This is a genomic window from Streptomyces sp. NPDC044064 (assembly GCF_056434245.1).
In genome coordinates, this window is the sequence record NZ_JBWKFN010000031.1 from 33,883 (window position 1) to 53,575 (window position 19,693).

Sequence of the window (19,693 nt, forward strand, 5' to 3'; positions counted from 1 at the left end):
TGCCCGATCAGTCCACGGTCAGCGAGAACGGCCCGGCCAGCACCGAGTAGCCGTCATTGGCGAGGTAGTACACGTCGTACTTGCCCGCGCCGCCCAGCTTGCCGGTGGAGAAGGTCGCCGCGCCACTGGTGTTGGGCGTGTAGGCCCAGGTCAGTGCGGACCGCTGGCCCGGGGTGACGCCGGCCGGGTAGATGCCGATCCAGTTCTTCGCACCGGCCTGCGCGGCGGACGGAACCGAGTACCGGAAGGTGACGTTGCCGCCGTTCGCGACCGTGTTCAGGTCACCGGTGAGCGTCGGCGCCGTCGCGGTGGACGGTGCGAAGGCGGCGTTCAGCGGCGTCGCGTAGGTGTCGTTGGCGGTCAGGCCGGGCAGGCCGAGGGCCGACTCGATGGTGCGGGCTATGCCGTAGTGGTCGTAGTGGGCGGGGCTGCTGGTGCCGGCCGGGACGGTGCCCTGCGAGCCGACGACCGTGGTGACGATGTGGTTGTAGGCCTCGCTCTGGCTCTCGTCCCACGTCAGGACGAGCAGGGAGCGCTGCTGGGTCCAGGCGGGGGAGGACAGCACCGGGGCGAGAGTCTGCTTCAGCCAGCCGTCCTGCGTCTTCAGGCTGGTGGCGCTGCCGTTGCCGGAGGCCTCGCCGTCGTAGTAGTCGTCGGCGGCGATCCAGGAGAAGTTCGGCGTGGTCGCGGCCGACTGCAGGTCGGTGGTCAGCTGCGAGGTGTCGAACAGGTGGGCGGCGCAGCGCGAGGCGTTGCCGCTTATGTCGGTGTAGTTGATGAACGGGGCGTCGTCGGGCTCGTAGTAGCTGTCGTTGTTGTTCTTGGTGTTGCAGGGGGTGCCCATACCCTGCTCGTAGGCCTTCCAGGTCTTCCCGGCGTCCTCCAGGGTGTCGCCCAGGTTGCGCTGCGGGGAGTTGATGTTGGGCCAGTACGTGGCGCCCTTGGCGTACGTGTCACCGCCCGCGACGGCGAGGTAGTTCTCGTCGCTCGGGTGGTAGACGCCGTGGAAGTCGGTCAGGGTCGCGCCCTGGTTCATCAGGCTGTGCATGTAGGGCGTGTCGGCCGGATCGTTCATGACCTCGGAGTAGTCGGTGTTCTCCATCATGACCATGAACACGTGGTCGTAGCCGGGCACTCGGGACACCGGCGGGGTGAGCGGCGCCGGCGCGGTGACCGGGGTGTTCAGGGTGAGGGAGAGGTTGTCGAGGTAGCCGGCCTCGTGCGACGTCGACAGGAACTGCACCTCGACCTGGATCGACCGGGTCCCGGCGGGCACCTGGCCGGTGGTGCTGCGGGACAGGAACTTGGTGGCCAGGCCCCGGTCGGACGCGGAGACCGTCGGCAGCTTGGCGGTCACACCGAGCGGGTGGCCGCTCGCGTCCTGGAAGTGCAGGCCGACCGCGACATATCCGCCGTAGACCGTCCAGCCGCCGAGCCAGCCGGAGAGGTTGTAGCTCACGCCTCCGCCGTCGACGGCCGTGGCCGCCGAGGAGACGTCCACGGTCTGCGACATCGAGCCGTCACCGAAGTTGCCGGGCCCGAAGAAGGCCTTGCCGGGGGCCTTGCCGTCGCCGGGCAGCCCGAAGGACCCGGCGGTGTGGCACATGACGTCCGGGCCGCCGGCCTGGGTCGTCCAGCCGGGCACCGTGGTGGCCGCGGACCAGTCGTCGGTGCAGTAACCACCGGCCTCCGCATCGCCGTTGACGATCAGATTGCCGCTGCTCCCGGCCGCGTGGGCCGGGGGAGTGGAGACGATCAGTGCGCCGAGGAGGGCCAGGAGCCCGCCGAGGGATCTCCAGCGCAGTCGCATGCGTGTACCTCGTCCCGTTCAAGAGGGTGTGGTGAGGGTGAGGGCCGTGGGGCCCAGCTGTGCACGATGAACGGGACATGGGTATCGGTCTGCGCTGTCGAACGGAAGAACCGAGACCAAACTTGACCAGACAAGTTGGCATGGTGTCGGTCAGGCGGCGCCCCCCCTGCGGCGCGTCACCGGGCGCCGCCGGCCAGGGCATCCGGCGGACGAGGGTGTCCCGCACCCGGGTGAGGGTCGCGATCCTCTCCTGCAGATCCGCCACCCGGTGTGCGCCCACGCCGCAGGCGTCGGCGCACGCTTCCGAGTAGGTACATCACGCTCCCACCTCGTAGCGGGCGACGCTAGGCATTGACCCATACGTGAAGGTCAACCCCGGTTCGCAGTGTCGGGCGGGTCCGGGGGTGGTCGTGCCGCCTTCGGAGTCCGGGGCCGGTACGGCTGGAGCTTGGGGTTGCAGTTGCCGTTGCGGCAGCTTCTAACGTCCTGGACAGGGCCGGAGAGACCGGCCCGGCGACACATGTGTGAGGGAGACGGTGATGGACTGGCCGATCGCGGAGGTCGCCCGGATGTCCGGCGTGACCGCCCGAACCCTGCGGCACTACGACGAGATCGGCCTGCTCCCGCCCGCCCGGATCGGGACCAACGGCCACCGCTACTACGAGGAGCGCGAGCTGCTGCGGCTGCAGCAGATCCTCGTTTTGCGGGCGCTGGGCCTGGGACTGCCCGAGATCGGCCGGGTCCTGGCCGAGCAGGTCGACGAGGCGGAAGCGCTGCGCGGCCACCATCAGCGGCTGCTCGCCGAACGCGACCGCCTCGATGCCCTGGCCGGCGCCGTCTCGCGCACGATCGCCGCACTGGAACAGTCCAGGAAGGACGGCAGACCCATGACCATCAACCGGCCGGAGAACCTGTTCGAGGGCGTGACGCCCGCCCAGTACCAGGAGACCCTGCGCGACTTCCCCGAGCACGCCGAAGAAGTCGCCCGCCGGGTCGCCGGGATGAGCCCGCAGGACGTCGAGGCCGGGCAGCGCGAGCGCACCGCGCAGATGGTCCGGCTGGCAGAGCTCATGGCCGCCGGGCACGTGGCCGACGCCGAGCCGGTGCAGGCCGAGATCGACGTCCAGTACCGGGCCCTGACGGCGCTGCGGACCGTGACCGTCGACGAGTACCGGGCCATCGGCCGCTCCTGCGTGGACAACGACGCCTGGCGTGCCGCATACGAGGCCATCGCCCCCGGTTTGGCCGCCTACCAGCGTGACGCCATGGAGTCCTACGCCGACACACGGCTCGGCTGACCAAGGCACCACGAGGGGCCGGAGCCCGGCTCCAGCCCCTCTGTCCCGCACACCGCCGACGGCACCTCGCCTCCCAACCGTGGCCCCCCGCTCCCTCCCCGCCCAGCTCGTCCGCACCGCCCGCTTCACTCGCGGTGCCCCGGTGCGTCGTGGATCGTACGGGTGGGCGGCGGTGAGCCCCCGCGGCTTCCCGCCCCCGCCCGGTGGCCGATCCGGGCCCCACCGGTCGGCGGATCGCCCAGGACTTGTCCTGCCGATCATGGACGAGGATCGGCCTACTTCTTGGGTGGGGCGCTGCCGCCATGGTGCGGTCGAGGACGGCTTTCCCAGGCCGATGCGGGTGTGGATCTATCCTGAGGGCCTGGGGAGGGGGTGCCGTGGAACGAGATGTTCAGCTGGTGCGGGACTTGATCGCGGTTGCGCCTGGCTTCGAGGACCTCCTTGACGCGCATGTCTTCAACGAGGACGGTGTCCTGCCCCACGTCTTCTTCTGGGATGTCGTTCAGGAGACCGTCGCATCGTTCCTTGGAAAAGACGGGACCTGGCGCGTCACACTGCGGTTCCTGGAAGAGCAGCTTCGACTCGATCTCCCCGAAGTGAGCGAGGTGGTCAGCACCTCGTTCCTCTTCAATCTGCCATGGCCGGATCAGCCCGGATACGGCCTTGTCGACTACCTTGGTCCCGCCATGAGCGCGCGGTTCGCTGCGATCCGGCCGTCCGGCTAGGACTTGCGCGGTCGACCGTGTGACTGCCGCGTGTCCAGGCCGTTGCCATGGGCATGGGGCGGGGTGGTCCGAGTGATGCGGAGCGGGAACGGATGCGGCCGTTCCTGCCGGTCAGCAACAGGCGTTGTGGCCGTTGGCGGGATCACCGGCAGGTGATCGACGGGATTCTGCACCGGCTGCGGACCGGCATGCAGTGGCGTGACCTGCCCGAACGGTTCGGGCCATGGAAGACGGTCTGCGAACGCCACCGGCAGCGGCGGTGGCGGTGAGGGCCTGGGCCGCTCGCGCGGCGGATTCACCACCAAGCTCCACCTGAGCGCGGACGGCGCAAGAAACCCGACAGCTTCGCGGCCGACAAGGCCTACAGCAACGGGGGCCCTGTCGTGAGTACCTGCGGCGCCGGGGCATCCCGCACACGATCCCGGAGAAGACCGACAGCCAGGTCGCCCGCCTGCGGGCGGCCACCCGGCTTCGACGAGGAGCGGTACAAGAAACGCAGCTCCGTCGAGCGAGCGGTCAACCGGCTCGAGCAGCACCGGGCGGTGGCCACCCGCTGCGACAAGCGCCGTTACGTCTACCTCGGCACCGCCACCGCCGCAGCCCTCACCATCTGGCTCCGCACATGATCGGCAGGACAAGTCCTAGTTGTCGCCGAGACAGTTTTCCTCGCGCTTCGCGACACCCAGGAGGATCGCGGTGTCGGTGCTGACCTTCCCCAGTGCTCCGGGCATCTGGGTGCAGACCTTCCAGCTGCGAGCGACGGTCGGTCTGCGCCCACGGCTTCGGATGTCGTACGTGCGGATCGACCGGAATCCGGCGGCTCGGGATTCATCCAGGGCAGCCTGCAAATTCTTACCCGTGAGGTTCGGAAGGGACGCGTTCCCATGACCGTTGCCGCTGCCGACCGTGAATTTCGCCTCGGGGCCTGGAGGAGATGCTGCCTCTGCCCGCGGTACAGAGGTGTGGGGGCGAGCTGCCTCCGTCGCGCAGGCCGACATGGCGAGGCAAGCGGCGGTGATGAAGACAGTGGCGGCGATACGGTGCATGGCCCCTCCGTGGCGATCAAGCGACGAACGTACGACTCTCGCCGCCACGGAGTGCAACGTCCGTTCGCCGGCACCCGACTCGCGGTGGCATCAGTGCCAGTCGCTTGTTGCGCCGGGACGAGGCCCGGCACGCGGCGGCCCGCCCGCACGAGGTGCTGCTCCTGCCCGGTGCGGGGTACCAGCCGATCCGCACCGGGCCTGACCGGGAACCTGCTGGACCATCAGGTCCGGTTCCTGCGTGAGCACTTGGGGGTCATACCTGCGGGAGTGTCCCGGGCTGTCCCGCCCGCATAGGGAAAACCCTCGATTGCCCACGACATGGCTGACATGCGCGGGTCAAAGCTGAAATCCTCCCCCAGCACACGGATCCTCCAAGGTGTGTGTACGGATCACGGTCCCCGCACAGCTCAGCTCGTCCCGGGCAGCACACCCGTCTGTCCGGTCTGTCATCGGTCGCGACCCGGCGGCCGCAGCAGGAGGAGTACGAGTGAGACGTCTTCCCCACAGACGGGCCACGGTCGGAGCGGCACTGGTCTCCACCGCCGCCTTCCTCGCCGTCGGCATCCAGTCGGTCCCGGCGAGCGCCAAGCCCGCAGGCCCCCACCCCAGCCCCGTTCGCACCGGAGGCCTGGAGGCGAAGCTCAGCCCCACCCAGCACTCCGCGCTGATCAAGAGCGCCAAGGAGAAGACCGCCGCGACGGCCCGCACCCTCGGGCTCGGCGCGAAGGAGAAGCTGGTCGTCAAGGATGTCGTCAAGGACAACGACGGCACCCTGCACACGCGTTACGAACGCACCTACGCCGGCCTGCCGGTCCTCGGCGGCGACCTCGTCGTGCACACCCCGCCCGCCTCCCTGGCCAAGGGCACCGTGAGCACGACCTTCAACAACAAGCACAAGATCGAGGTCGCCTCCACCACCGCGGCCCTCACCAAGTCCGCCGCCGAGGCCAAGGCCCTCAAGGCCGCCAAGGCCCTCGACGGCAAGAAGGCCACCGCCGACAGCGCCCGCAAGGTGATCTGGGCCGGCCACGGCACTCCGAAGCTCGCCTGGGAGACGGTGGTCGGAGGCTTCCAGGACGACGGCACACCCAGCCAGCTGCACGTCGTCACCGACGCCGCCACCGGCAAGGAGCTGTACCGCTACCAGGCGGTCAAGACCGGCACCGGCAACACCCAGTACAGCGGCACGGTCACGCTGACGACGACGCAGTCGGGGTCGACGTACACGCTGAACGACGCCTCGCGCGGCGGCCACAAGACGTACAACCTCAACCACGGTACGTCCGGCACCGGCACGCTCTTCTCCCAGACGAACGACACCTGGGGAAACGGCACGACGTCCAACGCCGCCACCGCGGGTGCCGACGCGGCCTACGGCGCGCAGGAGACCTGGGACTTCTACAAGAACACGTTCGGACGTTCCGGCATCAAGAACGACGGCGTCGCCGCGTACTCCCGGACGCACTACGGCAACGCGTACGTGAACGCGTTCTGGGACGACAGCTGCTTCTGCATGACCTACGGCGACGGCTCCGGCAACGCCGACCCGCTGACCTCGCTGGACGTCGCGGGCCACGAGATGAGCCACGGCGTCACCTCCAACACCGCGGGCCTGGAGTACACGGGTGAGTCCGGCGGTCTGAACGAGGCCACCTCCGACATCTTCGGCACCGGTGTGGAGTTCTACGCCAACAACAGCTCGGACGTCGGCGACTACCTCATCGGCGAGAAGATCAACATCAACGGCGACGGCACCCCGCTGCGCTACATGGACAAGCCCAGCAAGGACGGCGGCTCCGCCGACAGCTGGTACTCCGGTGTCGGCAACCTCGACGTGCACTACTCCTCGGGCCCCGCGAACCACATGTTCTACCTGCTGTCCGAGGGCAGCGGCACCAAGGTCATCAACGGCGTCACCTACAACAGCCCGACCTCCGACGGCGTCGCCGTCACCGGCATCGGCCGGGCCGCGGCCCTGCAGATCTGGTACAAGGCGCTGACGTCGTACATGACGTCGAGCACCGACTACGCCGCCGCCCGCACCGCGGCCCTCAACGCGGCCACCTCGCTCTACGGCGCCAACTCCACCCAGTACGCCGGAGTGGCCAACGCGTTCGCCGGCATCAACGTCGGCAGCCACGTCACCCCGCCGGGCAACGGTGTGACGGTCACCAACCCGGGCAGTCAGACCGCCACCGTCGGCACCGCGGTCAGCCTGCAGGTCCAGGCGAGCAGCACCAACAGCGGTGCCCTCACCTACAGCGCCTCCGGGCTGCCGGCCGGTCTGTCGATCAACAGCTCGACCGGCTTGATCTCCGGCACGCCCACCACCGCGGGCAGCTCCAGCACCACGGTCACGGTGACCGACTCCACCGGCGCGACCGGCACCGCGACCTTCGGCTGGACGGTCAACCCCACCGGCGGCGGCTGCTCCTCGACCCAGTTGCTGAGCAACCCCGGCTTCGAGTCCGGCAGCAGCGGCTGGACGGCGACCAGCGGGGTCATCGGCACGGACAGCGGTGAGGCGGCCCACAGCGGCTCCTACAAGGCCTGGCTCGACGGCTACGGCACCACGCATACCGACACCCTGTCCCAGTCGGTGACGATCCCCGCGGGCTGCAAGGCGACGCTGACCTTCTACCTGCACATCGACACCTCGGAGACCACCGCCAGCACCCAGTACGACAAGCTGACGGTGACCGCCGGTTCGAAGACCCTGGCGACGTACTCGAACCTCAACAAGGCCTCCGGCTACAGCCAGAAGTCCTTCGACCTGTCCTCGCTGGCGGGCTCGACGGTCACGCTGAAGTTCAACGGGGTCGAGGACTCCTCGCTCCAGACCAGCTTCGTCGTGGACGACACCGCCCTGACGACCGGCTGAGTCCCACGTCACGGTCCCGGGGGGGGGGGGGGGAGGGGGTGGGGGGGGGGGGGGGGGGGGGAGGGGGGGGGGGGGGGGGGGGGGGGGGTGGGGGTGGGGGGGGGGGGGGGGGGGGGGGGGGGGGGGGGGGGGGGGGGGGGGGGGGTACGCCTTCGCCCCCCCCCCCCCCCCCCCCCCCCCCCCCCCCCCCCCCCCCCCCCCCCCCCCCCCCCCCCCCCCCCCCCCCCCCCCCCCCGCGGCATGTCAGGACAGGGGATCCAGCGTCAGATACGCCTGCTGCGGGCCGCCGTCGTGAACCAGCGACTCCTGGTTGCCGACGTCGTCGAAGGCGAAGGCGTACGCCTTGCCGTCGGCCATCTGCGCGTGGATCTTGCGCGCGTAGTGGTTGGTCACCGCGTCCTGGTAGAAGTTCGCCGCCGAGGTGTCCGGCTGGTCGGGGTTCACCAGCAGGGTGGAGCGGTTGAAACCGGCGCACAGTGTGCGGGAGATGGGGCCGCGCACCGCGTCGTTGGGCGCGTCCAGCAGCTTGTGGCAGCCGAAGATGCTGGACGCGTCCGGCTTCTGGAAGCTGGTGACGACCGCTCCGGAGGCGTTGGTGAAGTTCATGACGTTCCCCGAGACCCGGCCGTAGTACCTGGTGCCCGGCTGGTCCGCGAACGGCGTCACCGTGAGGGTCGACGTCGAGTACTTCTGCCAGACCCGGTTGACGTAGTCGTCCATCACGTTCGCCGGCAGAGCCCCGGTCTCCACGCCGTACAGCGGTGACAGGGCGCGCAGCACGGTGCCGTCGGAGCGTGTCTGGATCAGGTTCGCCCAGCCGCCCGGCTGCCCGCGCAGCGCGTTGAAGAAGCCGGTGTAGCCGCCGGACTTGAGGTGCCCGGTGCTGATCACACTGCCGTCGGCCCGCTGCACGCCGACCGCGTACGGCGCCGAGAACATGTCCACCTGGGTGCTGTTGAGCCACAGTCCGGAGTCGTTGAGCGTGTACTCCGACCAGTTGAACAGGATGTTCCGGTTGGGGTCGGACGGGTTCTGCACGGCCGGCTGCACCAGCCCGCCGGTGGTCAGCCGGAAGTCCAGTTTCTGGCCGTAGGAGAAGTAGATCCGGCCGGAGAACTTCGGGATGCGGATCGTCTTCGACTGTCCGGCGGCGGGCCCCGCGATCGCCGCGTCCGGTGCGGGAGTCGGCGGGTTGCCGCCCGCCGGCCAGGCGTGGAAGGCGCCGTTCGCGTCGGCCCAGCCCTGCCGTCCCGAGGACAGCTGGGTGCCGAGGTCGTAGACGTACACCGGGTCGGAGCGGCCCGAGTTGTTGGTGATCTTCAGTGGGACGGTGTCCGGAACGGCGGCACCGGCGGGGTCCGGTGCGACCAGCGTGAGCAGGCCGCCCACCAGGGCCGCCGCGGCCGCCAGGGGCAGCGCGGGGCGCGTGATGCCGAGAGGCACTCTCCACCTCCGTGTGGGGTCGGGGTCGTACGGAAATTGGTCCGTACCTGTTTGAGAGCGCTCTCAGAGTTGCGGTCGGGCGGGTGCATGTCAATGAGTTGGACGGGATCCGGGCGGCGCCCGCCGTGTGGCGGGCACCCCGCAGACCTCAGAAGGTGCGCTCCAGCAGGTCGAGAAGTGCCGCCCAGTGCCGCTCGTCGGCCTTTTGGTCGTAGGAGGGAGTGTCGGCCTGCGTGTAGCCGTGCTGCGCCCCCGGATAGACCTCGCAGGTGTTCCGTACGCCGGCGGCGGTGAGTGTGTCCGCCAGGAGCCGGATCTGCTCCTCGGGCATGGACTGGTCCTGGTCGGCATGGCCGAAGTACAGCTCGGCGGTGATGTGCCCGGCGCCACGGTGCGGGCTGTCCGGGGCGTCGGTGGCCAGCCGGCCGCCGTGGAAGCCGGCCGCCGCGGCCACCCGCCCGGGATGGGTGGCCGCCGTGCGCAGCGCCAGGCGGGCACCCATGCAGTAACCCGTCAGCGCGACCGGGCCGTCGGCGACCAGCGGGCTGTCGGCCAGCCAGCCCAGGTAGGCGTCCGCGTCCCGCCGGACCTGATCGGGGGTGTGCGAGGCCATGACCGGGCCGATCCGCTCCCAGATGGTCGGGTCGGCATCGGGGTCGATGAACTCCGGAAGCTCGCCGATCGGTGTGCGGCCGTGCCGGTAGAAGACGTTCGGCATCAGGACCGTGTAACCGGAGCCGGCGAGCCGGTCGGCCATCGCCCTCAGCTGCGGGCGCAGACCGTAGGCGTCCTGGTAGAGCAGGACGCCCGGATGCGGGTTCCCGTCCGCGGGGTGGGCCAGGTACGCGTCGGCGGTGCCGTCCCCGGTCGGGATGTCGACGGCTGTTCCCTGTACGGCGGTCATGCCGAGAAGCCTCCTGAGGAATCAGCGGCGGGAGGCGGGTGCCCCGCGGTGCTGCGTGTACGTCTCATGCTGCCATGCAAGATCCACACCGCCGGGCCGGACCTCCGCCCGCTACTCGAACCGGGAGGTGTCCCCGGCGCCCCGCCGCACGATCTCCGCCTCGCCGCTGGAGAAGTCCACGACCGTGGTCGGCTCGGTGCCGCAGTCGCCGGAGTCCACCACCGCGTCCACAGCGTGGTCGAGCCGGTCCTTGATCTCCCAGCCCTGCGTCATGGGCTCCTCCTCGTCCGGCAGCAGCAGCGTGCTGGACAGCAGCGGCTCGCCCAGTTCGGCCAGCAGCGCCTGGGTCACCACGTGGTCCGGGATGCGCACGCCCACGGTCTTCTTCTTGGGATGCTGCAGCATGCGCGGGACCTCGCGGGTGGCCGGCAGGATGAAGGTGTAGCTGCCGGGAGTCGACGCCTTGACGGCCCGGAACACGTCGTTGTCGACGCGGACGAACTGCCCGAGCTGCGCGAAGTCCCGGCACATCAGCGTGAAGTGGTGCCGGTCGTCGAGGTGGCGGATGGAACGGATCCGGTCGATGCCGTCCCGGCTGCCCAGCTGGCAGCCGAGCGCGTAGCAGGAGTCGGTGGGGTATGCGATGAGCGCACCCGAACGGACCGCGTCGACCACCTGAGTGATGCTGCGCGGCTGGGGGTTCTCGGGGTGCACGTCGAAGTACTTCGCCATCCGCCGAGCTTATGCCGTCGCCGGGCACCGCGTGCGGCTCCGGCGCGCTGCGCCGCGACGCCCGTGCGGGCCGGGGTGCTCCGTGTGCGGGCGCGCCCTCGCGGCCGCCGGGATGCGGGCCGTAGGCCCGACGGTGAACTGCTGCCCCGGGCAATGGAGTTGTGGGGCAGGCGGCTGGTGCCCGGCGCCGGCCCCCGGTGCCGTGTCCCAGCCGCCGCATTCGCGCTCGCCGCCGACGGGCGGCGTGCGGCCCCGCTTGGGGTAACGTCCACGTTCGAAAGCCGAGGTCAAACCGACGACGAGGAGAAGGTCGACGTGGCCGGCCGAGCCGACGAGGGCCCTCACACCCAGCAGCCGCGGGACTCCGTCACCACGTGGGCGGAGCAGCTGCTCGACCATCTGCGTCCCGCCGGCCGCGATCCGCGCCGGGTGGTCACCTGGCTCGGGCGGACCGTCGGGGCCACGGTCTGCCTCCAGGACACCCACGGAAGTCTCCTCGCCGGTGAGCGCCTGCCGCTGGACGCCGCCGTGCTCGCCGACGTGGTCACCGGCCGGATCTCCGCGGCGGCCCTGGAGGACGGCGAACGCCATGTCCGCCTGGTCGGGATACCCAACCCCGAACGGGGCCCGGCGGCGGGAGCGGTGCTCGCCGTGGCCCGCCGCGACCCCTTCGACCGGCGTGCCGCCGAGATCCTGAACCGTACCGCGTCCGTGCTCGAACTCCTCCTCAGGGAGCGGAAGCTGACGGACGACGGGCACCGGCTGCGCCGGGCCACGGCCGACCTGCGGCTGGCCATCCTGCAGCTGCTGATGGTGGAGGACACCGTCTCCGCCCGCCGGGTCGCGGCCGGACTGTGGCCGGGCCTGCTCGAGGAGGACACCGCGTGTGTCTACGTCGTCGAGGTCTCGCCCGCCGAGCGGGACGCGCTCGCCGACGCCTGCGCGCACATCACCGAAGGCCTGGCCCTCGTCGTGCGCTGCCCCGCGGTGGACGGGCACGTCATCGTCGTCGGCCCCAGGCCGGCAGCGGGGGACCGGTTGCGCTCCCTCGTCGACGGCCGGCCGGGCACCTTCCTCGGCGGCAGCCTGCGCCAGCGCCTGGCCCGCACCGCCACCGCCTACGGGCAGGCCGTCAGCGCCCTCGCCGTCGCCCGCTTCCGCCCGGACCAGACGGCCGTCTACGCCGAACGCACCCACCCCGAGCGGCTCATGGACCCCGTCGCCCTGCGCGCCTGGTCCGCGGGCGTGCTGCGCCCCCTCGACCGGCTGCCCCACCACATCCGCGCCGAACTGCTCGCCACGACCCGGCTGGGCCTGGAGTTCACCGCCGTCGCCGCTGCCAAGGTCCTCGGCGTCAGCCGCAACACCGTCCGTGCCCGCATGGACCGCGTCGAGGCGCTGCTCGGCACCGACTTCTCCCACCTCACCACCCGGGCCGCCGTCCGCCTCGCGCTCAACACCGAGGCGGTGCAGGGCCTGTACGGCCCCGACGGCACGGCCCCGCCCGCGGCCCCCGACCGGCTCGGTGACCTGCTCGGCTCGGCGGCGCTGCGGGCCTGGGCGCGGGACCTCCTCGGCCGTCTGGACGCGGACGGCCGCGACCTGCGGGGCACCCTGCGCGCCTGGATCGCCGCGGACTCGAACGCCGAGCGCACGGCCCGGGACCTGGGCGTGCACGCCCAGACCGTACGCGACCACGTCCGGGCCGCCGAACCGGTTCTGGAGCGCCAGCTGCTGGCCATGGGCAGCGACCTGTACGAGGTCGTCCTCGCCCACCTGGCCACCGGTGCCCTCGCCGCACCCGTCATGAGCCGGGCGAACCCGGGCCAACCGGACTCACCTGTGCACGAGTGAGTCCTCACCGCTCCGGAAAGGGCACCGGCGCGATACCCACCGCCGTGTCCCCGCACATAGGTTCAGCAGTCGCGGGGCACGACCGGTACGGGGGACCGGTCGGTGCCCCGCACGTGTCTCAGCCGCCGAGCCGGACCGGCACCTCCTGCCGGCCGTGGGCGATGAACGACGCCACCTGCCGCAGCTCGTCGGCGCCGACGGCCAGGCGCAGCCGCGGGAAGCGGGTGAACAGCGCGGGCAGTGCGGTCAGTGCCTCCATGCGGGCCAGCGGTGCGCCGACGCATCGGTGCACGCCGATACCGAACGCCAGATGGTCGTCGGCGCCGCGCCCCGCGTCGAAGTCGGCCGCGTGGGGCCCGTAGCGCGCCGGGTCCAGGCCGGCGGCCGCGTACGTCGTGATGATCGCGTCCCCGGCCGGGATCGTCACGCCCCCGACCGTCAGGTCCGCGACCGCGAACCGCAGCGGCAGCGCGGCGACCGGCGGGTGCACCCGCAGCGTCTCCTCGACCACCCCCTCCCACCCGGCCTCCCCGGAGCGCACCGCCGCCAGCTGCGCCGGATGTGTCAGCAGCGCGACGACCGCGTTGCCGATGAGATTGACGGTGGTCTCGAACCCGGCGCCGACCACCAGCAGCAGCGTGTGCAGCAGCTCCTCGTCGGAGAGCCGGTCGCCGTCCTCGTCCCGGACCCGGATCAGCTCCGTGGTGAGGTCGTCGCCCGGCTCCTGCCGCCGGTACGCGAGCAGCGTCCCCAGCACCGTGCCGATCCGCTCCTGCACGGATGCCGCGTGCTCCGGGCCGGGGTCGGAGGTGTCGAAGATGTCGGTGATGAGGCGTGCGGCGTCCGCGCGCAACTCGTCGGGCACTCCCAGCAGTTCGCAGATCAGGCGCATCGGCAGCGGATGGGCGAACCCGGCCCGCAGATCGACCGCGCGGCCGTCGGCGCCCGCGGCCGCCAGCGCGTCCAGCAGCTCGGCGGTGATGGCCGCCACGCGCGGGCGCAGCGCCTCGGTGCGCCGGAGCGTGAAACTCGGCGCCACCAGCTTGCGCAGCCTGGTGTGGTCGGGACCGTAGGTGGTCAGCATGTTGACCACGCCCACCCAGGTCACGATCCAGCTCCAGGCGGGGCGTTCGCCGGTGTGCGGCCACAGCCGCCAGTGCCGGCGCGCGTCCTTGCTCACCAGGGGATCGAGGATCAGTTCCCGCAGGACGTCGTACCCGGTGGGCGCCCAGGCGGGGATGCCGCCGGGCAGCTCCACGGGGACGATCGGGCCGAGGGCGCGCAGCCGGGCGCTCTCCGCGACGATGTCGGTGCCGAACGGGTCGATCGGCATGCGGTCGGTGACGGTCACGACGGCTCTCCTGGCTGGTCGGCTCTCGCGGGGCAGGCGCTTTCCAGTACACACCGTCGTCGTCCGGCAGCGAACAGGCCGTCCTCGACTCGACCGGAAACCAGCCAGGTCGGCGCCTACCTGGCCGCGGGTTCGGCCGGCAGGTCGAAGACGTGGTCCGGGGAGATGATCTGCGTGATCGCCTGGCCGAACAGGGTGCTCGGTTCCTGGCCGTTGTGGTCGATGTCTGTGTTGAGCAGCACCACGAGGGTCGCCTGTGCCGCCGGGAGATAGACGGTCAGTGACTCGTAGCCCGGCAGCGAGCCGTTGTGGCCGATCCAGCCCTGTACGTTGAAGATGCCCAGTCCGTAGCCCGCCCCCGGGATCGGTGTGGCCGGTGTGGTGAGCCGCTGCTTCTGTGTGACCGGGCTGACCATCCAGCTGCCGTCCGGGAACTGGCCGGTCGCCACCGTGCGCGCCCACACCCGCAGGTCGTCCTGGGTCGAGATCATCGCGCCCGCCGCCCACCCCCAGGACGGGTTCCAGTCGGCCGCGTCCGCGATCCTGCCGTCTGCGGTCTGGTTCGTGTAGCCCTGCGCGTGCGGGGCGGGGAACTCCGCGCCGACCGGGAACAGCGTGTTCTTCATCCCGGCGGGCTCCAGGACGTGCTGCCGGATGTAGTCACCGAGGCGCTGTCCGCTCCGCTGCTCGACGACCAGGCCGAGCAGGATGAGATTGGTGTTGCTGTAGTAGAACTTCTGCCCCGGCGGGAACAGCACCGGGTGCCTGAAGGAGTAGGCGAGCAGCTGCCGGGGCGTGAAGGGGCGTCGCGGATCGGACGTGAACGCCTTGAAGAAGTCGTCGTCCTGGGAGTAGTTGAAGAGCCCGCTGCGCATGCCGGCGAGCTGCCGCAGCGTGATCTCGTTCCCGTTCGGCACCCCGGCGATGTACTTTCCGATCGGATCGTCCAGGCCCACCTTGCCCTGGTCCACCAGCTGCAGCAGCGCCGTCACGGTGAACGTCTTGGTCTCGCTGCCGATCCGCATGTACAGGTCGGGTGTCATCGTCCGGCCGCTGATCTTGTCGGCGACACCGAACGAGCCGACGTAGCTGCCCCGGTGCGGTGTCCAGATGCCGACCATCACGCCGGGCACGTTCGCCTCGGTCATCACCTTCTGCACGGCGGCGTCGAGTTGGCGGGCCACGTCCGGCGTGATCGTGCGGACCTCCGCCCCCGAAGGGGAGGGGGTGGGCTCGGCGGCGAACGCGGTGGGCACGGAGGCCGGCACCGCCCCCGCGGGAGCGCCACCGAGCGGCACCATCAGTGTCCCCACCACGACGGCGACCGCGGCCCCCCGGCGCAGGCGTGCGGATGAATGCGGCATGGGCTGACTCCAAGCACGTGAGAGCAGTACGTGCGGCGGGCGAGACGTCGGAGCCCTGGCTCCCCAGCATAGGAGCGCGCACCTGGCCGCGCCTGTCGGCCGGACGGGCTCCCGGGCCGGCCTGAGCCGCCTCCGTGCCGAGGTGCTTGCCCGACGGGCGGAAGGCCCTGTTCGGCCGGTTCGGACGGACCGAAGCAGCCGCAGGGCCCCGGCGGACCGGACCCGAGAGCGGGTCCGCGCCCAACTCGTCACGGCGTGGCGGGCCGAGGGACGCACCGTCCCTGTGGAGCCCGACGTGCTCCGGGGCAGCCTCGGAGGGCTCGTCCGGCGCATCCTGCCCGGGCCCGAACGCCCCTGCTCCGCTACTGCCCGAGCGACGGCGCGAGGACCGCCAGCGCGCCGTTGGCCTCCTGCAGCGCCGTCTCCAGCGTGCCGGGCCGGTGCAGGGTGCCGTTGCCGTCCGGCGGGATCAGCCACTCCAGGGAGCGCGCGGGCCGGTACGGCGGCGGTACGGAGACCCAGGACCCCTTGGTCGCGTACCGCAGGCCCGCGCCGATCCAGCCCCCGGTCGGGTCCGGCGGCAGGAAGAACCCGACCCGGCCCGCGGCGGTGTCCACCAGGGTCGGCCCCGGCACGGGCAGCGAGGGCCGCCACAGCAGGTCCAGGGTGAGCAGACCGAGCCGCTCGGGGACGCTCAGGACGTCCCAGAACCGGCCCGCCTCCAGCAACGCGATGCCCTCCCCGTGGTCCCACTCCCACTTGCACGCTCGCGGATCGGCCGCCGCCGCGGCGAGCCATTCCACGCCCCGCATCCACATCCTGTTCGTCATGCACCGCTCCGCTGATCCTGCACACCAACCCGGCATATGCATGCTGTTAGATATTTCTACCTGGCGGAAGGGGTGGCGAACCCTGGCGTTTGAGACATCTCATTCGAACACCGGACAATGGTTCGTCAGTTGGGGCATCAGTGCCAAGGTAGCCATGTGCCGGTCCGACACTCGATTCAAGCGTTGCGACAACTGATTCGAGCATGGACCCTTGAACTCGGCACGCTTTCGCTCGTACGCTCGGACCGTTCCGTCCCCGGTATACATCGAGGTACCCCATGGACCGCACGCGTCTGAACGCCCTCCTGGCCCGCGAGAGCGCCGAGGCCGAACGCCGCAACCCGCGCTCCAGGTCGGCCTACGAGAAGGCCGACCACCTCTTCGGCCGGGTACCGATGACCTGGATGAACAAGACGGCCGGTGCCTTCCCGCGCTATCTGGCCGGAGCGCGCGGCGCACGGATCACCGACGTGGACGGGCACGAGTACATCGACTTCTGCCTCGGTGACACGGGCGCGATGGCCGGTCACTCGCCCGCCGCGGTCACCGAGGCGGTCGACCGCCGGTACGGCGTTCTGGGCGGGGCCACCGCCATGCTGCCCACGGAGGACGCCGAGTGGGTCGGCGCCGAGCTGACCCGCCGCTTCGGCCTGGCCCGCTGGAGCTTCTCGCTGACCGCGACCGACGCCAACCGATGGGCGATCCGGCTCGCCCGGGCCGTCACCGGGCGCCCGAAGATCCTGTTCAACAGCTACTGCTACCACGGCAGCGTCGACGAGTCGCTGATCGTCGTGGGCCCGGACGGCCAGGGCGCCGCCCGCCCCGGCAACGTCGGAGCCCCCTGCGACGTCACCCTGACCAGCAGGGTCGCGGAGTTCAACGACCTCGCCGGGCTGGAGCGCGAGCTGGCACACGGGGACGTCGCCGCCGTCCTCATGGAGCCCGCGCTCACCAACATCGGCATCGTCCTGCCCGAGCCCGGCTACCTCGCCGGCGTACGGGACCTGACCCGGCGCTACGGCGCCCTGCTCATCAACGACGAGACCCACACCTTCTCCGCGGGCCCCGGTGGCTGCACGGCCGCCTGGGACCTCGACCCGGACCTGCTCACCATCGGCAAGGCGATCGGCGGCGGCATCCCGGCCGGCGCCTACGGCCTCTCCGCGGACCTCGCCGAGCGGCTGCTGAACCGCTCCGACCTGGACCTCGTCGACATGGGCGGCGTGGGCGGCACCCTCGCCGGCAACGCGCTGTCGGTCGCCGCGACCCGGGCCACCCTGGAGCACGTGCTCACCGACGAGGCCTTCGCCCGGATGGCGAAGCTCTCCGAACGCTTCGAGGCGGGGGTCCGGGCCGGCATCGAGGCCCACCGGCTGCCCTGGTCCGTCAGCCGCCTCGGCGCCCGCACCGAGTACCGCTTCACCGCGCCGGCGCCCCGCACGGGCACCGAGTCCGCCGCGGCCGCCGACCCGGAGCTGGAGGACTTCCTGCACCTGTACCTCGCCAACCGGGGCATCCTGCTGACCCCGTTCCACAACATGGCGCTCATGTGCCCCGACACCACCGAGCCGGACGTCGACACGCACACCGAGGTGTTCGCCGCGGCCCTCGCCGAACTGGCCGGCTGAGAACCCCCCCGACACAGCACGAAGGGAGAGTCGTGGACGAGATCGACCGGGCCATCCTGCGCGAGCTGCAGACCGACGGCCGGATCGCCTACGCCGACCTCGGTCCCAAGGTCGGGCTGTCCGCCTCGGCGGCCCGCCAGCGCCTGCAACGCCTGCTGGACTCCAGGGCCGTTCAGGTCGTCGGCGTCACCGACCCGATGGCCATGGGCGGGCAGGCCATGGCCCTGCTCGGCATCGGCGCCGACGGTGACCCGCGCGTCGTCGCCGACGCCCTCGCCGAACGCCCGGAGGTGGTCTACTCCGTGCTGAGCTCCGGCGGATTCGACCTGTTCGCCGAGGTGGTCGCGCCGGGCCCCAAGGACCTGCTGGACTTCGTCAACGACGTGGTCCGGCCGATCGAGGGCGTCCGCGAGATCCAGTCCTTCCCGTACTTCGGCATCCACACCCACCGCTTCCTGTGGGACGTGGGCTGACCTGTGCGTCCGCACGGGCACGGGATGCCGGGATCAGGTGCCCGGCGGCTGGGGCGTCAGGACCAGCAGGGTGGCGTCGTCGCGCACCTCGTAGTGCCGTAGGCCGAGGTCGGTCCACACGGCGTCGGCCAGGTCGCCGGAGACGGTGTCCGCGATGTCCGTCAGCCGCTCGGCCAGCGGATAGAAGGCGCCGGAGGCGTTCCGGGCCTCCCAGACGCCGTCGGAGGCCAGCAGCAGGCGGTCGCCCGGCCCGAGCGGCACGGTGACCTCCTTGGGGGGATCGGCGCCGATCAGCCCGAGGCCCAGCGGGGGCGCCGCCGTGACAGTCAGCTCGCGGGCCCGGCCGTCGTGCAGCAGCACCGGGGCCGGATGCCCGTAGGCGACCACCCGCACCGCCCGCGCGTCGGGCGTGAACTCCAGCAGCACCGCGGTCGCGAACAGCTCCGCATGCCGCTCACCGGCGGAGTCCACCCCCAGCCTGCGGTCCATGCGGGCCGCGACCGACGCCAGGTCCGGCTGGTCCAGCACCGCCTCCCGGAACGCGCCCAGCAGCGACACCACCGTCGCGACCGCCGCCAGCCCGTGCCCCCGCACGTCCCCCAGCACCGCCCTGACGCCGTGCGGCCCCGCCCGCACATCGAAGAAGTCCCCGCCCACCAGCGTCCCGTCCTGGGCGGCCCGGTAGAAGCCCATGCACCCCACCCGCCCCACGCGCTCCGGCAGTGGCGGCATCACGGCCTGCTGCACGGCCTCCCCGATCGCCCGCTCCATGACCAGCTGGGCGTCCCGGAGCCTGCGCGCGTAGGAGAGGAACACACTCAGCAGGGCGACGAACACGATGGTGAGCAGATCGGTGTTGCCGGGACGGTTCAGGTGCGTCGACGGAAGGTTCAGCACCACGACCACCAGAGCGCCCAGGACGGCGGTCGCCGCCGGCCCGTACGACAGGACGGCGAGCGGCGGGATCGCGCCCAGCAGGAAGCCGAGATCGCTCGCGTGCGGGGTGACGAGCGTGGCCGTGGTCACCCCCACCAGCAGTGCCACCGGCAGCAGCCGCACCCATTGCGGCGGTGGCGCGCCCTGCAGCCAGCCGCGCCCTTCCCGGTTCCGCCGCGACGACGAGCCGCGCACCGATCTCACATCCCCACGCTACGCCGTCGCCGGGAGGGGGGTGCACCGAGGAAAAAGCCGTCGACACCCGGCCGTCCGTTCTCCTGGCGTGTGCGGCACGCCCGAGACGGCACCGGAAGGGGGCGAGCGTCATGCAGTCCGCAGTCACCCAGCGCTCCCGCCTTCCCGTTCCTCGGGTGTGACACGTCCGACCGGGAGCGCGTCCCGCCGTACGCAGCACGCA

General features: G+C 71.4%; 15 protein-coding genes and 1 pseudogene. 7 read left to right on the top strand and 9 right to left on the bottom strand.

The window, feature by feature from the left end:
- Window positions 1-7 precede the first annotated feature (7 nt).
- Window positions 8-1,810 carry an alkaline phosphatase family protein gene (locus tag AC07DS_RS36815; RefSeq protein WP_479152556.1) on the bottom strand — a complete coding sequence of 601 codons (1,803 nt, stop codon included), beginning with the start codon at window positions 1,808-1,810 and terminating at the stop codon, window positions 8-10.
- Window positions 1,811-2,349: 539 nt separating this feature from the next.
- Between AC07DS_RS36815 and AC07DS_RS36820 the strand changes: the two genes are divergently transcribed.
- The 3 genes and pseudogenes from AC07DS_RS36820 to AC07DS_RS36830 all read left to right on the top strand — a co-directional run bounded on the left by AC07DS_RS36820 (window position 2,350) and on the right by AC07DS_RS36830 (window position 4,459).
- The gene (locus AC07DS_RS36820) at window positions 2,350-3,108 is read left to right on the top strand and encodes a MerR family transcriptional regulator (protein WP_479152558.1); all 759 of its coding nucleotides are present in this window, start codon (window positions 2,350-2,352) and stop codon (window positions 3,106-3,108) included.
- A 377-nt stretch (window positions 3,109-3,485) separates the two neighbouring features.
- Window positions 3,486-3,833: a hypothetical protein gene (locus tag AC07DS_RS36825; RefSeq protein WP_479152560.1), complete on the top strand. Its 348-nt coding sequence runs from the start codon at window positions 3,486-3,488 to the stop codon at window positions 3,831-3,833.
- 53 nt (window positions 3,834-3,886) lie between these two features.
- Window positions 3,887-4,459 (top strand): annotated as a pseudogene (locus tag AC07DS_RS36830) (transposase).
- A gap of 15 nt (window positions 4,460-4,474) precedes the next feature.
- On the opposite strand, the gene AC07DS_RS36835 reads toward AC07DS_RS36830, so the two are convergent.
- Window positions 4,475-4,879 (bottom strand): hypothetical protein, encoded by a 405-nt coding sequence (locus AC07DS_RS36835; protein WP_479152562.1) that lies wholly within the window; start codon window positions 4,877-4,879, stop codon window positions 4,475-4,477.
- Window positions 4,880-5,366: 487 nt separating this feature from the next.
- On the opposite strand from AC07DS_RS36835, the gene AC07DS_RS36840 reads away from it, so the two are divergent.
- Window positions 5,367-7,760: a M4 family metallopeptidase gene (locus AC07DS_RS36840; protein ID WP_479152564.1), complete on the top strand. Its 2,394-nt coding sequence runs from the start codon at window positions 5,367-5,369 to the stop codon at window positions 7,758-7,760.
- Between the two features lie 243 nt (window positions 7,761-8,003).
- On the opposite strand, the gene AC07DS_RS36845 is transcribed toward AC07DS_RS36840, so the two are convergent.
- From AC07DS_RS36845 to AC07DS_RS36855, 3 genes are all read right to left on the bottom strand, one after another.
- Window positions 8,004-9,203 (bottom strand): glycoside hydrolase family 64 protein, encoded by a 1,200-nt coding sequence (locus tag AC07DS_RS36845; RefSeq protein WP_479152566.1) that lies wholly within the window; start codon window positions 9,201-9,203, stop codon window positions 8,004-8,006.
- A gap of 148 nt (window positions 9,204-9,351) precedes the next feature.
- Window positions 9,352-10,107, bottom strand: coding sequence for a dienelactone hydrolase family protein (locus AC07DS_RS36850; RefSeq protein WP_479152568.1), 756 nt, complete (start codon window positions 10,105-10,107; stop codon window positions 9,352-9,354).
- A 111-nt stretch (window positions 10,108-10,218) separates the two neighbouring features.
- Entirely contained in the window at window positions 10,219-10,839 is a 621-nt protein-coding gene (locus AC07DS_RS36855) for an L-threonylcarbamoyladenylate synthase (RefSeq protein ID WP_479152570.1), read from the bottom strand.
- Window positions 10,840-11,154: 315 nt separating this feature from the next.
- Between AC07DS_RS36855 and AC07DS_RS36860 the strand changes: the two genes are divergently transcribed.
- Window positions 11,155-12,693: a helix-turn-helix domain-containing protein gene (locus tag AC07DS_RS36860; RefSeq protein WP_479152572.1), complete on the top strand. Its 1,539-nt coding sequence runs from the start codon at window positions 11,155-11,157 to the stop codon at window positions 12,691-12,693.
- 118 nt (window positions 12,694-12,811) lie between these two features.
- Here the strand turns inward: AC07DS_RS36860 and AC07DS_RS36865 are convergent, their stop codons facing one another.
- The 3 genes from AC07DS_RS36865 to AC07DS_RS36875 form a co-directional block, all read right to left on the bottom strand.
- Window positions 12,812-14,044 carry a cytochrome P450 family protein gene (locus tag AC07DS_RS36865; protein ID WP_479152574.1) on the bottom strand — a complete coding sequence of 411 codons (1,233 nt, stop codon included), beginning with the start codon at window positions 14,042-14,044 and terminating at the stop codon, window positions 12,812-12,814.
- A 116-nt stretch (window positions 14,045-14,160) separates the two neighbouring features.
- Window positions 14,161-15,408 carry a serine hydrolase domain-containing protein gene (locus AC07DS_RS36870; RefSeq protein ID WP_479152575.1) on the bottom strand — a complete coding sequence of 416 codons (1,248 nt, stop codon included), beginning with the start codon at window positions 15,406-15,408 and terminating at the stop codon, window positions 14,161-14,163.
- Between the two features lie 362 nt (window positions 15,409-15,770).
- Complete coding sequence (locus tag AC07DS_RS36875) at window positions 15,771-16,238, bottom strand: hypothetical protein (protein ID WP_479152577.1); 468 nt, start codon at window positions 16,236-16,238, stop codon at window positions 15,771-15,773.
- Window positions 16,239-16,516: 278 nt separating this feature from the next.
- On the opposite strand from AC07DS_RS36875, the gene AC07DS_RS36880 reads away from it, so the two are divergent.
- Both AC07DS_RS36880 and AC07DS_RS36885 read left to right on the top strand, forming a co-directional pair.
- A complete protein-coding gene (locus AC07DS_RS36880; protein WP_479152579.1) occupies window positions 16,517-17,866 on the top strand; it encodes a transaminase in 1,350 nt (449 codons plus the stop codon).
- A 32-nt stretch (window positions 17,867-17,898) separates the two neighbouring features.
- On the top strand, window positions 17,899-18,339 hold the full coding sequence (locus AC07DS_RS36885) for an Lrp/AsnC family transcriptional regulator (RefSeq protein ID WP_479152581.1): 441 nt from the start codon (window positions 17,899-17,901) through the stop codon (window positions 18,337-18,339).
- Window positions 18,340-18,372: 33 nt separating this feature from the next.
- On the opposite strand, the gene AC07DS_RS36890 is transcribed toward AC07DS_RS36885, so the two are convergent.
- Window positions 18,373-19,479, bottom strand: coding sequence for a PP2C family protein-serine/threonine phosphatase (locus AC07DS_RS36890; RefSeq protein ID WP_479152583.1), 1,107 nt, complete (start codon window positions 19,477-19,479; stop codon window positions 18,373-18,375).
- Window positions 19,480-19,693: the final 214 nt, after the last annotated feature.

Excerpts from the sequence above, each read along its gene's own strand:
- AC07DS_RS36820 (WP_479152558.1), top strand. The coding sequence starts at position 2,350 with ATGGACTGGCCGATCGCGGAGGTCGCCCGGATGTCCGGCGTGACCGCC.
- AC07DS_RS36880 (WP_479152579.1), top strand. The coding sequence starts at position 16,517 with ATGGACCGCACGCGTCTGAACGCCCTCCTGGCCCGCGAGAGCGCCGAG.
- AC07DS_RS36835 (WP_479152562.1), bottom strand. The coding sequence starts at position 4,879 with ATGCACCGTATCGCCGCCACTGTCTTCATCACCGCCGCTTGCCTCGCC.
- AC07DS_RS36850 (WP_479152568.1), bottom strand. The coding sequence starts at position 10,107 with ATGACCGCCGTACAGGGAACAGCCGTCGACATCCCGACCGGGGACGGC.
- AC07DS_RS36815 (WP_479152556.1), bottom strand. The coding sequence starts at position 1,810 with ATGCGACTGCGCTGGAGATCCCTCGGCGGGCTCCTGGCCCTCCTCGGC.
- AC07DS_RS36855 (WP_479152570.1), bottom strand. The coding sequence starts at position 10,839 with ATGGCGAAGTACTTCGACGTGCACCCCGAGAACCCCCAGCCGCGCAGC.
- AC07DS_RS36875 (WP_479152577.1), bottom strand. The coding sequence starts at position 16,238 with ATGACGAACAGGATGTGGATGCGGGGCGTGGAATGGCTCGCCGCGGCG.
- AC07DS_RS36870 (WP_479152575.1), bottom strand. The coding sequence starts at position 15,408 with ATGCCGCATTCATCCGCACGCCTGCGCCGGGGGGCCGCGGTCGCCGTC.